The organism is Pseudoalteromonas arabiensis, from assembly GCF_001550155.1.
Lineage (GTDB): Bacteria > Pseudomonadota > Gammaproteobacteria > Enterobacterales > Alteromonadaceae > Pseudoalteromonas > Pseudoalteromonas arabiensis.
Genome location: NZ_LRUF01000025.1, coordinates 194,972 through 210,645, shown reverse-complemented (window position 1 = coordinate 210,645; position 15,674 = coordinate 194,972). Strand labels below are relative to the sequence as shown.

Below are 15,674 nucleotides of genomic sequence, written 5' to 3'. Positions count from 1 at the left end.
GTCTTTCGTTGCTGCCCGCCGTGTCAGTGGATGCGCATTATAGGGAGATGGATTTTTAACGCAAGCACTTTTTATAGAAAAACACTAAAAACTCACCTTTCGCGCAAAAAACAAGCTAAAGGCAGTAAAAAACACAGTTTACTGTACAAAATACAGCCAACTTTTCTCGAGAGGATCTTAAGTATTATCGATATTAGGTAATACGCAAGTTTTTAAATAAAAAAGCGCCACTATTTTTAATGGCGCTTTTATCAATCAATGATGGATTAGTACAAGATACTATATAGTTTACGGCGATACTTAGACGCCAATGCATCGCCATCAGGTAAAGAGGCAATGATTTCTAGATAGCTTGGTTTTGCATCTGCGTAGTTAAGATCTTTTTTAAGCACATTAAATAACACCTCTAACGCTTCTTCTTTGCGACCCGCATTATTAAGCGCATTGCTTAACTCTACTTTTATCTCTAAATCATTTGGGTATTTTTCAACTTTAGCTTGCAGTGCTTTTATTTCTGGAGAGTCTGTTGCAGCTAATGCTTGTTCACACTTTGCTTGAATATTTGTGAAATACGCATCACGTTCATTCTCTGCCACTGAATCTAGTAATGCTTGTGCATCTTCTAATTTATGAATTTGAATACAAATATCAGCTAATACTAATTTTACACGCGTATGGCTCGGATCAAGCTCATAAGCCTGCTTTGCATAATTAAACGCATTATTTAAATCTTGATTAATTAACGCTTGCTTAGCTTGTTCAAGTAATAACTCGTGCTGGGCTGGTAAATGCTTTGCTAGCGCATCACGAATTTGCTGTTCTGTTTGAGCACCCGGTAACATATCTACAGGCGCAGAATCTTTTAACATCACAAGCGTTGGTAATGCTTGCAAACCAATTTGCTGTGCAAGTTGCGCTGCAAGAGCTTGCTCAACGTCACAGTCTAATGTCGCTACTAATAAATGCTCACCGTATTCATGTGCGATTTTTTCTAAAATAACAGCTTGCTGATGACACTCTGGGTTTTGCGCAGAGTAGAAAGTTAGTAAAACTAATTTTTCGGCTGAGGTCTCACCCAGTACTTGCTGTAAATTCTGTGGAGTAACATTTACCATATTATTCATTTGATCAATTGCACTATATAAGTATTTAGGTTTTTATATGGTGACAAACATAACAATTACAAGCCCATTCAGTCGAGGTCATTATGAAATTATCAGTTATATCTGCTGCGTTATTATTTCTTACTCCCATAACACAAGCAACAAGCTTAGATTTAAATCTTCAGAAAACCATGCCAGAGATTGAAAAGCTTTACTTAGATTTACATCAATCTCCAGAGCTTTCTTATCATGAAAAACAAACAGGTAAGAAATTAGCAAAACGACTTACTAAACTTGGCTTTGAGGTTACTGATAATGTAGGTGGCTATGGCGTAGTTGGTATTTACAAAAATGGTACTGGACCAACTGTGATGATCCGTACCGATACAGATGGCTTACCCATTGTTGAACAAACTGGTAAACCGTACGCTTCAAAAGTAACGGTTACAAACGACGAAGGCTCAACTGTCGGTGTAATGCATGGCTGTGGTCATGATATTCACATGAGTTCGTTTATTGGCACAGCCCAACAGTTAATGACACACAAAGATCAGTGGCAAGGTACATTAATGATGGTCGCACAACCCGCTGAAGAAGTAGGCGGTGGTGCAAAAGCAATGCTTAAAGAAGGACTTTTTACCAAGTACCCTACGCCTGACCACGTAATTGCTTTACATGTCAGTGCCAGTGTTCCAGCTGGTAAAATCAGCATGAAAAATGAGTACACAATGGCAAGTGTTGACTCAGTTGATATTACTGTAAAAGGAAAAGGTGGTCACGGTGCTTACCCACACACAACCATTGACCCTGTTGTGATTGCTTCGCGGATTGTGTTAGCACTACAAACGATTACTAGCCGAGAATTGTCACCATTAGAGCCATCAGTGATCACTGTTGGCTCAATTCACGGTGGCTCTAAACACAATGTCATTTCAGATGAAGTTAAACTGCAATTAACGCTTCGTAGTTATAACCCTGAAGTGCGATTACAACAAATCGCAGCAATTAAACGTATCTCTAAAGGGATTGCATTAAGTGCAGGACTTGATGAAAGCTTAGCGCCCGAAGTGTATGTGCATGAAGATGAATCTATTCCATCTACTTATAATAACCCTGAGCAAACCAACTTAGTGCGTTCAGCAATTGCTAATGCGATTGGTGCAGACAATGTACTTGAAACAGAAGCAGTCATGGCCGGCGAAGACTTTGGTTTATACGGACGTACAGATAAGAATATTCCAATTACTTTATTTTGGTTAGGGGGTGTTGAGCCTAGTCAGTATGATGCGGCGATGCAATCTGGTGCAACATTACCTTCTTTACACTCAAGTAAGTTTGCACCTGATTACAAAAAGGCGCTCCCTACTGGGATTACAGCGATGAGTAATGCCGCGGTTGCCCTATTCAACAAACAGTAGTTTAGGCTGACTTAGTTCTGGGCTTAGCTTTTCTTTTAAAACGTCGCTTTTGCGGCGTTTTTGGTAACTGGGCAAAGACTTGGCTGTCGCACTGCTTAGCTTGCTCAACTAAAGCATGTAACTCAGTCAGTAATGGCGTTAAAAATTGCTGATAACTCATATGTTGCTCAGCTATATTCCCTAACGATGCTTCCCACTTAGCTGTTAAGTCAGGGCTAGCAAGCTGCTCTGGTAATGTACTTATGAGAGCTTTGCCTGTTGCGGTAGCTAGAATGTTTTTACCTTGACGCTCTAAAAAGCGGCGTTTAAATAAAAGCTCAAGAATACCAGCCCGTGTAGCCTCAGTGCCTAAGCCATCAGTTTCTTTAAGGATCTTTTTAATTTCTGGGTCTTTCACATAGCGGCTGATGCCTGTCATAGCACTCAATAAGGTAGCATCAGTAAAATGCGCTGGCGGTGTCGTCATTTTGTCTACCACTTCACCTTGATTGCAATGTAGCGGCTGACCTTTTTCAAGTGCAGGTAAGGTTTGCTCATCTTTTAACTTTGTTTTACCCATTAATGTTTTAAAGCCTAAGCTAATATCTTGCTTAGCAGCAGCTTTAAAAAGCCCACCCGCAATTTCAACCGTTACTTTGGTTTCGTTAAACACATAGTCTGGATAAAACTGAATTAAATAATGACGACAGATCAATCGATAGATTTTTTGTTCTTCGCTATTTAATGATGCTGAGCGTAGCTGTTTTTCGGTAGGAACAATAGCGTGGTGAGCTGCAACCTTGTTGTCATTAAAACATTTACTCCGCTTACTGGTATCAGCTTGCTTGCAAGCTTCACTTGCTTGACCTTCATTATTGGCGATAGCGGCAATAATACTCGCTGCATCTTTATGATGCTCTTTTGGTAAATAGCGATTATCTGAACGAGGATACGTAATTAACTTATGACGCTCATACAAGCTTTGACAGGTATCTAGCACCTTTTGTGCTGGCATAGAAAACGCTTTTGCCGCATCAATTTGTAAAGCCGACAAGTTATAAGGTAACGGCGCTTGTTGTTTTTTTTGTTTTTGCTCAAGCTCAACCACCTTAGCTGGTTGATTAGTAATTCGTGACACAACATTTTCAGCAAGTCCTCTATGTAATACTCTACCTTCTTCATCTTGATAGGGCTCGCATGCTTTACTTGGTTGCCACTTAGCAGAAAATGTTTGCTGCTGCTCTGTTTCGAGATGAGCCAAAACTTCGTAGAAAGGTTTTGCTACAAAGTTAGCTATTTCATTATCGCGATTTACAACTAGCCCTAAAATAGGTGTTTGAACACGACCTACAGACAACACATTACCAAACCCTGCTTTTTGCCCAGCAAGCGTATAAGCTCGCGTTAAATTCATGCCAAATAACCAATCGGCACGTGAGCGAGCTAAGGCTGATACGCTCAAAGGAATAAAATCGCGATTCGACTTTAAATTATTCAGCGCTTTTTTAACTGCACTTAAGTTTAAGTCGCTTATTAAGAGCCGCTGGATTTGCTGTTTTTTAGCTTGGCTTAGTTTTACCTGTTCAATTACTTCATCTACCAATAACTGGCCTTCACGGTCAGGGTCACCAGCATGGATGATTATACTCGCTTGCTTAATCAGCTTTTTTAATACGGTGAGTTGTTTGCGTGTTTTTGCTTTAGGTTTTAACTGCCATTGTTCAGGCACGATAGGTAAGTGCTCAAATCGCCACTTTTTAAAACTTGCATCGTAATCGTCAGGCTCAGCTTGTTCAAGCAAATGACCAATACACCAAGAAACACAATCACCATTAGCAAGCTCAATATAACCTTCCTGCTTTTTTTGTGGTTTTGGTAGTGCATCAGCAATGGCTCGTGCAAGGGACGGCTTTTCGGCAATGTAAAGTTTCATAACGCAACACTAAATACTGTTTTTATAAACAGTAGTCTAACACAGCATTTTTTACTTAGGAATGGTCTCGGCGAGCCTATTGCGACGGGTAAATAAATAAATCATAGGCAAATAACATACAACTACGGTGCCTATATTAATAACAGGGAGTAAGGTTTTATACATATATGTGCTATACGATAAATCCCATAAGTGAATATCAATTACGCGAAATAGTTGTAATATGGGTGCCATTACAACAACTAACTGCCCTAGTACGCTCTGCCAAAGATAAACCTTATCTTTTATACCAAGATAAGCAATGATGGCCATCCATGCTATGTCATTAAATGCCCATACAACGTAACGCCAAACAAAGATGTCATCAAACTCACTCAGGCTTGAATGGATAAGAGTGCCATATAGAAAAAAACTAGCGGTTATTACAGAAAACCTGAAGGCGAGCCAATCATTTCTGATATAAAAAACAAAAATAGCTGGGCTCAGAATGAACACCCAGCTATTACTTAATATAACAATAAAAGAGTTGAACCAATCAGGCACGAGTAACGACCTTAATCAGTTTTCTGTTTTACCATCGTTACCATCACCGTTACCTGGCAGGTAGCAATATTTATCGAGCTTTTTCATTCTTATACCCATTACATTCTTTAACTAATTGTAACTGTAACTGATTTAGGGTCTTACATCAATAGGATCCGACTCTTGCGCCTTGCCTTGCATAATTGAGATTTCGACGCGACGGTTACGCCTTCTATCTTCATCGGTAACATTGGGAACAAGTGGCCTCGTTTCAGCATGGCCCACTACGACCATTCTCGATTTATCGAAACCTGGGGCTTTTTCCATTTCACTTGCAACTGCAACTGCACGCTTTGAAGATAAATCCCAATTATTGGTATATAACTCATTGGAAACCTGAAAATCATCAGTGTGACCAGATACCGTTATTTCGCCAGGCACGTCTTTTAGCAAGGTTGCAATATCTCGAATAATTGGTTTAAATTTAGGCTGTAAGAACGCACTCCCTGAAGGAAATGAGCCATTTTCCCGAATACGAATAATAATTTGCTGGCCTAAAGACTCTAGTTCAATCGCCCCATCAATAATCTGTTGTTCAAGTTGTTGCGCAATTTTCTTCACAAGCTCGTTGGTTTGTTCTTGATTCGCAGCGGAAATAGATTGATCCATCGCTTGTTCTTGCGCTGTACTTTGAGACTCACCGCCACGCTTATTACCACGCTGCTCTTGACGTCCACCTGCTGAGCTTTCATCACCGGCTTGGAATTCCAACATCTGCTGGGTCATTTCAACCGTTTGTTGTTGAATTGTTTCGATAGGCGTAGGCTCGGGTTTACCCGGCGTAAACTCCATGGCTATTACTGAAGTTCCTTTTGGGATGTCTTTTACTTCAATTTTGTTTTGTACACCAAAAGCAAACTTCATTGAGCCGGCAATTTGCTTAAATTTAAGGACATCCATTTCAGAAAAGGCAAGCAAGAGTACAAAGAAGCACATTAACAGTGACATTAAATCTGCGAAGGTTCCCATCCAAGCTGGTAAACCCGGAGGTGGACATTTGCACTCTTGATCAGACATGCTTACTCCTCAGTATCCACTTTTCGTTTAGACTCTGCTAAGTAGTTTTTCAAGATACCTTCTATTACTTTCGGGTTTTGACCATCTTGAATACCCAGTACCGCGTCGAGAATTAAGCGTTGGTTAAGAGCCTCTTCGTCTTTGCGTAGCTCTAGTTTTACCTGAATTGGAATAGCAACCACATTCGCTAAGAACGCGCCATATAATGTCGTTAATAGTGCAACGGCCATCGCAGGACCGATAGCTTTAGGATCGTCCATATTTGATAACATGGCAACAAGACCAATTAGCGTGCCTATCATACCCATTGCAGGAGCTATGTCGGCTAACGATTTAAATAGTCCCGCGCCATGCTCGTGACGAGTGGCAGTAAGTGCGATATCTTTTTGCAAGGTAGCACGAACCACATCGGCGTCATGACCATCGACGAGCATATCAACGCCCTTGCGCATAAAGCCATTAGGAATTTCAGCTTCTTCGAGTGCTAAAAAACCACCTTTACGGGCTGAGTCTGCTAACTCTACAGCTTTCTCTATTAGCTCTTCTGGAGATTCTATCTTGAACATGAAAGCTTTCGCGGCAACTTTACCTATGCCCAAAAACTGACCCATAGTAAAGTTTGACAACACAATGAAAATAGAGCCGCCAAATACAATGACCACCGAAGGGGTGTTATAAAACATTGCAACTTGGCCATCACTACTTAACACCATCGACATAGCAATTAAGCCTATGGCACCAAGAATACCTATTATGGTTGCTAAATCCACATACCCCTCCAGAGGAACAATTGCACGATACCCTAAGGCATCAAATTTTTATTATTAACTGCTTATCGGCAAGCAATTGAAATACTTAAATCATTAAATGAATTAATTTTATTTTAATGTAAGTTTCTCAAGCTACAAGTTTATCTTGTGTCTAAAAGCGTAAAAATAACATATTGGCGTTGCTTTATGCGTAAAAAAACACATCATTCTTTGACCTAGTTTAGCATTCCCCCTAAAATTGGCCTCACTTTCTATCAGCTAGTGAGGCCACTATGGCAGCGAAGAAACCAGAAAACTTGAGCTTTGAAGAAGCCTTGGATGAATTATCTAATATTGTTGTACAAATGGAACAGGGTGACTTGTCATTAGAGCAATCTCTTAAGCAGTTTGAACGTGGTATTGCATTAGCTAATGCCTCATCAGGTAAACTACAACAAGCAGAACAAAAAGTTGCCATACTTATGGGTAACGATAGCCAAGCTCCACTGAGCAATTTCGATTCAAATTTGGACTAATTTCAGTGCAATTAATAGACCAACTGCAAGATGCGCGCAATGATGTTGAAGCAACACTTAATCACTATTTTGATCAGCCTTTAGATACCGAACAAACAATAAAAGAAGCCACTCATTATGGCGTGTTAAATGGCGGCAAACGATTACGTCCATACCTTGTTTATGCAACAGGTAGGATGATGGGGGCACAGAAAAAAGACCTCGATATTCTTGCAGCAGCCATTGAGTGTATCCATAGCTATTCACTAGTTCATGATGACTTACCAGCAATGGATGATGACGATCTGCGACGTGGCCGCCCTACTTGCCATATAGTGTATGGTGAAGCAAACGCTATTCTTGCAGGTGATGCACTACAAACACTTGCCTTTGACTTAATTGCCAATCATCCTTTTTCTGTACCGCCAGCGCAGCAAATAAAAATGATCGCCTCATTAAGCAAAGCCTCAGGTATTGAAGGTATGGTAGGTGGTCAAGCGCTTGACATTAGTGCGACGAATAATGAAATCAGTGTCGAACAATTAGAGCGTATTCATCAACTAAAGACAGGGGCACTGCTTAATTGTGCAATAACCCTAGGTGCATTGTGTGCCAATCAATGTGACGAGTACACATTAAAACAGCTTAATTTGTTTGGACAAGCGATAGGTCTGGCTTTTCAGGTACAAGACGATATCCTAGATGTCGAAGCAGATACAGAAACACTTGGCAAACCACAAGGGTCAGATATTGCAGCGAATAAAGCAACCTACCCCGCTCTTTTAGGACTGGATGGCGCAAAGCAAAAAGCGCAAGATTTACTCGCACAGGCACATCAAGCTTTAGAGGCGATTAATTTCGATACGAGTGAACTGGCAAGGCTTGCCAACTATATTGTTGAACGCAAATATTGATGCGTAAAACAACGACAAAATAACTAAAAAATCAGAGTCACAATAAGCTATAATGCACTCTGGTTAGCGAAGGATGTATATAAAATCATGACACTTGATAGTAGCAAGTATCCATTATTAAGTTTGGTTGACGAGCCAGCACAGCTGCGTGATTTAGCGCAAGATAAATTACCTGCGTTTAGTAAAGAGTTACGCGAGTACCTGCTTAACTCAGTCTCGCAAAGTAGTGGTCATTTAGCCTCAGGGTTAGGCACAGTTGAATTAACTGTCGCTCTGCATTATGTCTATAACACGCCCTCTGATCGACTCGTTTGGGATGTAGGCCATCAAGCCTACCCACATAAAATTTTAACGGGTCGCCGTGACCAAATGCATACTATTCGCCAAAAAGACGGTTTACACCCTTTCCCATTTCGCGAAGAAAGCCAGTACGACACATTTAGTGTAGGTCACTCAAGTACATCAATTTCAGCCGCACTAGGAATGGCCATTGCCGCTGAAAAAGAAGGTAAAGATCGAAAAACAGTGGCTGTTATTGGTGATGGTGCGATTACTGCAGGTATGGCATTCGAAGCGATGAACCACATGGGTGATGTAAACCCTAACGTATTAATTATCTTAAATGATAATGAAATGTCGATTTCTGAAAACGTGGGTGCACTAAACAACCATTTTGCACGAATCTTATCAGGTAGCTTTTATACCAACATCCGTGAAGGCAGCAAAAAGCTGCTATCAGGTTTGCCTCCAGTAAAAGAGCTGGCAAGTCGCATGGAAGAGCACTTAAAAGGTATGGTCATCCCTGGCACTTTCTTTGAAGAGCTAGGTTTAAATTATATCGGCCCGATTGATGGGCACGATGTAAACATGTTGGTTGATACCTTACGCAATATGCGTAATCTTAAAGGCCCACAATTACTGCACATAAAAACGCAAAAAGGGAAAGGTTATAAACCTGCTGAAGCGGACCCTATTGGCTACCACGGTGTACCAAAATTCGATCCAAGCATGTCAAAACTACCCAAATCAAAACCAGGAGCCGCTACATTCTCTAATGTGTTTGGTGACTGGCTTTGTGATATGGCAGCACAAGACGACAAGCTGATGGCAATTACCCCAGCAATGCGTGAAGGCTCAGGCATGGTACGCTTTTCGAAAGAATACCCCGAGCAATACTTTGACGTTGCTATTGCGGAACAACATGCAGTAACACTGGCGGCAGGTTTAGCATGCGAAGGCTTAAAACCAGTTGTTGCCATTTACTCAAGCTTTTTACAACGTGCATATGATCAGCTCATTCATGATGTGGCACTACAAAACCTTCCTGTTTTATTTGCCATTGACCGTGCAGGTATTGTTGGCGCAGACGGTGAAACTCACCAAGGTGCCTACGACTTAAGCTTTATGCGCTGCATACCAAACATGATCATCATGGCACCAAGCGACACCAATGAGTGCCGACAAATGCTTTACACTGGTTACCAATGTAATCAACCAGTAGCAGTTCGCTACCCACGTGGTAGTGCGGGCAATTGTGACGTTGAAACGCAAATGAGCGCAATTGAAATAGGCCGTGCACGCACTATACGCAAAGGCAGTAAAGTGGCGATTTTATCGTTTGGTACATTACTAGAAAACGCTGAACTGGCGGCAAAGGAACTCAACGCCAGCTTACTTGATATGCGTTTTATTAAGCCGCTTGATACACAAGCTATTGATGACTTACTCGCAGAGCACGATGTACTTGTGACATTAGAAGACAACGCCATAGCTGGTGGTGCTGGCTCGGCAGTTAATGAGTATTTAGCAGCCGCTAAGGCAAGTGTAAAAATATTGAACTTAGGTATTCCTGATGAATTCATTAAGCATGGCACTCAGCAAGAGATGCATGCAGAAATGGGATTAGATACCCAAGGAATAGTAACCAATATCAACGCATTCATAGCCTGACATTAATTTACAAAAAGGAGCATAGAGCTCCTTTTTTATTTATAGAACAATCACATCTAAAAAAATTGAAAAATAATTAATTTTTTTGCATCCAACATTATCCCTTCTTCGTTTATTCACTGAGGTTAACCTGTGAGCAAGTAATGCTTTTAAGCTGTGCTAAGCAAAACAGATGTCTGTTCACATTTGATGGAATATTAAAGAAGGTATGAACAAATGAAAGCGTTTAAAAACAACCTAGCAGTAGAACAAATTGACACTCAGTCTAAACTTATGAAGTTAACATTTTCGGCCTTAGCGCTCGCTGTTACGATTGGTATTGCAGGCTGTAGTGGCGATGATGGTAAAGACGGTGCAGCAGGTCAACAAGGTGTTGCAGGACAAGATGGTTCGGATGGAATGGATGGGCAAAATGGGGCGCCAGGCTTTGCGGCAGCCACCTTTATTCTAGCTAACAATGGCGCTGATAACGCAGGCACAGTCAACTTGATTGACCAAAATGCGGCTAAGTTAAGTACGTTTAATAGTGGTGCCAACGAAGGTGTTGCATTCGATAGCTTAGGTAACTTAGTGCAAGCAGCAGATTCTGCTAATGGCTCGTTAAGTACCGTATGTCAGGTGCTTAGTCGTGGCGATGGCAGCTATAACAGCAGTATCGATCGTATGATAAGCGGTACTAACACAACCCTTGTCAATCCCAAAGGTATTCATGTATCTCATAAGCATGGCTTGGTGCTGATTGCTGATTTTAATGCGATGCAAGTCACTGTATTCGGTAAAGAAGCCGCAGGTGATGTGGCCCCACTTGCAACAACCACCACAGCTGCAAAACCATGGGACTTAACCTACGATGATGACAACGATCGTTTATACGTTGCGCTAACCAATGGTGATGTAGCAGTTTATGATAATTACGTCAGTGGTGGCTTTGTAGCGACACCAGCCCGAACAATTACACCTAGCGATGACAGCGGTGCTAAAGTTTCAGTCAACATTCATGGCATCGCGCTTGATATGCAAACTAACACCTTAGTACTCTCTGATGTAGGCAGTGCATCAGATACAACAGATGGTGCAATTTTTGTTATTTCTGATGCATCACAAGCCAGTGGCATGGTCACGGTAGATCGTCATATTGCAGGGCCTATGTCTATGCTAGGTAACCCAGTTGATATAAGCCTCACAGGGAGTGACTTAAGAGTCGCTGAAAAATCAAATGACGCAGTTCTGGTATTTAGTAACATATTTGCAGGCCCAAGCGGTGATATTTCGCCAGACTTAGTCACTGCGACTACAAAACCAGAATCAATTACAGAAACCATCATGCATAACGATATGCAAGATAGTTCTGATAGTATCATGGTGAATATGCCGCTACTTGGTGTTGCAGTCAGCAGTAACCCAGGAGCCGTAGGCCCTACTACGGGGCAAATTAGTCGTTTAAATGCTCCTTTAACAGCTGAGCTTGCGACTTATAATGCAAGCCAAACCATTGAGAGTGTTGCATTCGACAAATCAGGCACTAGCTATGCCACATTTGATAATGCAAGCACGTCAATTGGCGGCGTTGCAATTTCAACTAAAGTGGCGACTTCTCGTGATGGCGAAAGCTTTTCAATGGCCCAAGACAGATTAATTACTGGCGCAAATACCGGTATTATTTCACCGAAGGGGCTTGATGTAGCATCTGATGCTGGCATGCTATTTGTTGCAGAATTCAATCCAACTACACCTGGGGTTTTGATATTTTCAAGCTGCGCAACAGGTGATGTAAGCCCACTCATGACACTGACTCCTAGTGCTAGTGCGCGCCCTTGGGATGTTGACTATGACCCTGTAACAGATAAAGCGTTTGTTGCACTGACCAATGGCACGGTTGCAGTATTCGATGAAGTTAAAAGCAAATGGCTAGCTGGCATGACAACTATTTCAGGTGAAGATCGCTTAATTACTCCTGCATCGGGTGGTACTGCATTTGCGGCGCCAACCAACATTCATGGCATAGACTACGACCCAACCAGTGACTCGTTAATTATCTCTGATGTAGGCAGTGCTGCGGATGCAACAGACGGTAAAATTTACGTGATAAATAATGCATCAATGGCAAGTGGTTTAACCAATGTTAGCGTTAACATCGCTGGTCCCGCTAGTCAGCTTGGTAACCCTGTAGATATCATGTACACAGGCAGCCATCTCTATGTGGCTGAGAAATCAAACGGTCTAGTAATGCGTTTCGACAATATTTTAAATAGCCCTGGAGGCGATATCGCTGCAGATGTTAGCTATTCATTTACAGCGCCTGAGTCGGTGGCTATTTTACCTGCTTGGCTTAACCACTAAACCATCAATAGGCGTTTAGGTAACAAGCGTCTTGGTTGGCCTCCAATGCCTTATCTAGCCCTAGATAAGGCATTTTTATTTAGCGCATCCAGATTTTAATATCTGCTAGACCATTAGCCTGAAGAGCACTGAGTTGCTGATCAACATTTTGAGTTTGTTCAAACTCAAATGCGTCAAGTTGCTCATCAAACGTTATATTAGCAACCCCGTCGCCACCACGCTTTTTAACTTGATGTAGTGCGATATCTGCAAGGTTCACTGATGTTTCCCAACCAATAACTTGCCCACCTAGCAAAGGAAGCGGATAAAAAGACCATCCAAGAGAAGCAGTAATGGTTGTTGACTCTCCATTTGGAAGTCTAAATGCATTACCCGCAATAGCCTCACACAGTTCAGCTGCATAACTATCTATACCAGAACGTTTAAAATCACGCAGTAAAAGTAAGAACTCATCACCACTCCAACGTGCAACATAATCAGAGCCTTGGGTACGACTATTCAACAGTGTAGCCATTTGCTGTAAGCAACTATCACCAGCCAGCGGTCCATAGGCGTCATTGATACGGCTAAAGTTATCAAAGTTAATAATCATCAATACTAAGCATTTACCCTGCGCTTGCAGTGATTGCGAGTTACGCTGGAAGTGCTCAATATCCTTAGGAAGTTGATCAAATAAGAAGCGGCGACTACGAAGCCCCGTCAGCTCATCTGAGTGACTAACTAATTTAAGCTGTGAGTTCACTTGGTTAAGCTTATCGTTCGCTTCACGAAGCTCTACGGTGCGTTCTGTTACTAAGCTTTCAAGGGCTAACTGCTTGCGTTTTTCTTGCGCTCTAAACACCCAAAAGACCAGATAAAATAATAAAATAAAGCTGCTTGTGATGAGCAATCTAAAATAAATAGTTTCATCAAATCGTTGCGGCACAACAAACGCATAGTCTGTTCTGCGCGCTTTCTGCCAGTCTTCACCACGGCGTTTAGCTTCTAGATGAAATAAAAAAGAGCCCGGTGGTAAGTTAGTGTAGATTGCTTCGCGACGTGTGTTTGCATAGCGCCAGTGACTATCTAACCCACTTAATCGGTAACGGAACTCAATACTTGAAGGAGCATAATAATCGATAGCGGTGTACTTAATGGTGACATCTCGCTCATCAATTTGTAATTCTGGTTTAGCGCCAAGCGAAGCCGTACTCATTTGGCGAAGTGGTGTGGTAATGTTTTCAATACGTGGCTTAAGTGCTTTAACACCAAATAGTTCAACACTTTTAGGTATTTCAACGACCCCTTGTAAACTTGGATACCAAATTGAATTACCAGTGTCCGCCACCGCATCATGACCAAGACCCGCACAACATTGGCTAGCCTTACCATCAAGCTGGCGGTCAAATGACGAAATAACCTGCTCAACTTTCAAGCTCTCAATGTCGGTACTAAACTGCTCAACCGGCATACGGTATACGCCTTTCATGGTACTGACCCAAATACGCTTTAGCTGTTTGTCATAGACAAGACTGAAAATAGAGCCATAGGGTAAACCGTCTGTAGCATCTAACTGACGCCACTGCCCTTGTGTGCTTCGATAAAATAAGCCATCATTCAAAGAGCCAATTAAAATACCCACACCGTCGATATTTAAAATACTGGTCACATACGCACTCTCTAAACTGGTCTGATCGCCAATTTTCTCAATACCGCGGTCGGTAAAGTAGTAAGCACCTTTACTCGTGCCAATTAAGCCAAAATTTTGCTCATCCAGTACGTAGGTTATAAATTTACTGCTCAAAAAGGCGTTGTAAGCAAATGGCGTTAACCCCCCATAACTTAACCGATACATGCCCCGACCCGTGCCAAGCCAGAAACCGCCTTTGTTTGAACTGCTAATTGCAAATACGGGGTTATCACGAAGAGCTCTACCAGGTACCGTATACAAACGCTGGTTTTCATAATAAAAAACGCCTCGACCAGTGGCAATATAGAGGCGGTCGCCATCAAATTGTAAGTCATGCACCGCAGCGCGACCAAATTGATTGCTGGGTATTTGATTTACAAAGTTTTTATTGTAATCGAAGTAACCAACACCACTACGGTTAGCAACCCATAACTTACCATCAGGCGCTTGGCTAATCGCCATCACCGCTTCGGTCATATTTGAAATAGCAGAATGGCGCTCTATTCGCCCTTCGTGGGCAAGCCATAAACCTTCACTAAAGCTTGCCAGCCAAATATTATTTTGATTATCACGAAAGATGTCAGCAAACCAGATGCTCTGATCTAACTGACTAGGCTCAACCCACTGCCAGTCACCTGAGTTATCTCTAAATAATAAACGACCATAGGTGGAAATCCACAGCGCACCATCTGAATCGCTCATAAACTTATAAACAGCTGAGTTGCTCGCGTTAGGGAGTGGGAATGGACGCAGCTCATCATCTAAATCAAGAAAGTATGCACCCAGCTCCGATGCTAAATATAAGTTACCCTCAAGCCAAGCCATATCATGAATAATGGTCTGCGCTAGGCGCTCAGGCAATGACACTTTTGCGGTAAGTTCTAAACGTAGCTTTGCAAAGTCAGATGAGGTATTTGTTAAACGCAACAGGTGACGCTCATTGACCAACCATATACCTTCTGGTGATAGCGCCATTTGGCTGACTGAACCGACAATTTGCGTAATTGGTGTGGCATTGGATACAGGCACGACCAAGGCTGAATTTTGATTTAATGTAACCTGATTACGTGCTACGAAATAAAGGCCATTGGCCGCAATCCAAATACTGCCTTTTGAGTCTTCAAGAATATCGCGAACAGGCCCTTTTACGTTAAAGGTTTGCGACATCATAGTTTTAGGATCAAGTGTTACCAAACCATTTTTGGTACCAACCCAAAGTAACCCGGTGCTATCTACCAATAGCTTATTAATACCATTACTAGGTAGAAAATCGCTATTTTGTGTATTGAAGTTAGTAAAGGTATTTCCATCAAAGCGACTTAGGCCAAACTGTGTGCCTAGCCACATATAGCCTTGCTCATCTTGAGCAATACTTTTTAAAGATTGTGAGGGCAAGCCATTTTGGATATTCCACTGTTTAACGACGTAGTCGGTAATAGACGCAAATGCAGACGTGCTGCAAAGCATCAACAAACAGAGAATTATAAATCGCATCATATACTTGC

At 41.8% G+C, this 15,674-nt stretch carries 11 protein-coding genes; 5 read left to right on the top strand and 6 right to left on the bottom strand.

The window, feature by feature from the left end:
- Positions 1 to 266: 266 nt before the first annotated feature.
- On the bottom strand, positions 267 to 1,124 hold the full coding sequence (locus PAARA_RS17130; protein WP_062570212.1) for a tetratricopeptide repeat protein: 858 nt from the start codon (positions 1,122 to 1,124) through the stop codon (positions 267 to 269).
- Positions 1,125 to 1,207: 83 nt separating this feature from the next.
- On the opposite strand from PAARA_RS17130, the gene PAARA_RS17125 reads away from it, so the two are divergent.
- A complete protein-coding gene (locus tag PAARA_RS17125) occupies positions 1,208 to 2,521 on the top strand; it encodes a M20 metallopeptidase family protein (protein ID WP_062570211.1) in 1,314 nt (437 codons plus the stop codon).
- Position 2,522: 1 nt separating this feature from the next.
- Here the strand turns inward: PAARA_RS17125 and PAARA_RS17120 are convergent, their stop codons facing one another.
- From PAARA_RS17120 to pomA, 4 genes are all read right to left on the bottom strand, one after another.
- Entirely contained in the window at positions 2,523 to 4,433 is a 1,911-nt protein-coding gene (locus tag PAARA_RS17120) for a DNA topoisomerase III (protein WP_062570210.1), read from the bottom strand.
- A 51-nt stretch (positions 4,434 to 4,484) separates the two neighbouring features.
- Entirely contained in the window at positions 4,485 to 4,976 is a 492-nt protein-coding gene (locus PAARA_RS17115; protein ID WP_062570209.1) for a hypothetical protein, read from the bottom strand.
- A gap of 132 nt (positions 4,977 to 5,108) precedes the next feature.
- Positions 5,109 to 6,032 carry a flagellar motor protein MotB gene (locus PAARA_RS17110; RefSeq protein ID WP_062570208.1) on the bottom strand — a complete coding sequence of 308 codons (924 nt, stop codon included), beginning with the start codon at positions 6,030 to 6,032 and terminating at the stop codon, positions 5,109 to 5,111.
- Positions 6,033 to 6,034: 2 nt separating this feature from the next.
- Positions 6,035 to 6,802 carry a flagellar motor protein PomA gene (pomA, locus tag PAARA_RS17105; RefSeq protein WP_062570207.1) on the bottom strand — a complete coding sequence of 256 codons (768 nt, stop codon included), beginning with the start codon at positions 6,800 to 6,802 and terminating at the stop codon, positions 6,035 to 6,037.
- A gap of 272 nt (positions 6,803 to 7,074) precedes the next feature.
- Between pomA and xseB the strand changes: the two genes are divergently transcribed.
- From xseB to PAARA_RS17085, 4 genes are all read left to right on the top strand, one after another.
- A complete protein-coding gene (gene xseB, locus PAARA_RS17100; RefSeq protein ID WP_062570206.1) occupies positions 7,075 to 7,317 on the top strand; it encodes an exodeoxyribonuclease VII small subunit in 243 nt (80 codons plus the stop codon).
- 5 nt (positions 7,318 to 7,322) lie between these two features.
- Positions 7,323 to 8,210, top strand: a complete 888-nt coding sequence (gene ispA, locus PAARA_RS17095; protein ID WP_062570205.1) for a (2E,6E)-farnesyl diphosphate synthase — start codon at positions 7,323 to 7,325, stop codon at positions 8,208 to 8,210.
- An 87-nt stretch (positions 8,211 to 8,297) separates the two neighbouring features.
- Complete coding sequence (gene dxs / locus PAARA_RS17090; RefSeq protein ID WP_062570204.1) at positions 8,298 to 10,160, top strand: 1-deoxy-D-xylulose-5-phosphate synthase; 1,863 nt, start codon at positions 8,298 to 8,300, stop codon at positions 10,158 to 10,160.
- Between the two features lie 216 nt (positions 10,161 to 10,376).
- A complete protein-coding gene (locus tag PAARA_RS17085; RefSeq protein ID WP_245219984.1) occupies positions 10,377 to 12,500 on the top strand; it encodes an NHL repeat-containing protein in 2,124 nt (707 codons plus the stop codon).
- A 79-nt stretch (positions 12,501 to 12,579) separates the two neighbouring features.
- Here the strand turns inward: PAARA_RS17085 and PAARA_RS17080 are convergent, their stop codons facing one another.
- The gene (locus tag PAARA_RS17080) at positions 12,580 to 15,666 is read right to left on the bottom strand and encodes a ligand-binding sensor domain-containing diguanylate cyclase (protein ID WP_062570203.1); all 3,087 of its coding nucleotides are present in this window, start codon (positions 15,664 to 15,666) and stop codon (positions 12,580 to 12,582) included.
- Positions 15,667 to 15,674: the final 8 nt, after the last annotated feature.

What these genes read in the sequence shown, in the direction of transcription:
- PAARA_RS17130 (WP_062570212.1), bottom strand. Translation starts at nt 1,124, where the DNA reads ATGAATAATATGGTAAATGTTACTCCACAGAATTTACAGCAAGTACTG.
- PAARA_RS17125 (WP_062570211.1), top strand. Translation starts at nt 1,208, where the DNA reads ATGAAATTATCAGTTATATCTGCTGCGTTATTATTTCTTACTCCCATA.
- PAARA_RS17120 (WP_062570210.1), bottom strand. Translation starts at nt 4,433, where the DNA reads ATGAAACTTTACATTGCCGAAAAGCCGTCCCTTGCACGAGCCATTGCT.
- PAARA_RS17110 (WP_062570208.1), bottom strand. Translation starts at nt 6,032, where the DNA reads ATGTCTGATCAAGAGTGCAAATGTCCACCTCCGGGTTTACCAGCTTGG.
- xseB (WP_062570206.1), top strand. Translation starts at nt 7,075, where the DNA reads ATGGCAGCGAAGAAACCAGAAAACTTGAGCTTTGAAGAAGCCTTGGAT.
- dxs (WP_062570204.1), top strand. Translation starts at nt 8,298, where the DNA reads ATGACACTTGATAGTAGCAAGTATCCATTATTAAGTTTGGTTGACGAG.
- PAARA_RS17085 (WP_245219984.1), top strand. Translation starts at nt 10,377, where the DNA reads ATGAAAGCGTTTAAAAACAACCTAGCAGTAGAACAAATTGACACTCAG.
- PAARA_RS17080 (WP_062570203.1), bottom strand. Translation starts at nt 15,666, where the DNA reads ATGATGCGATTTATAATTCTCTGTTTGTTGATGCTTTGCAGCACGTCT.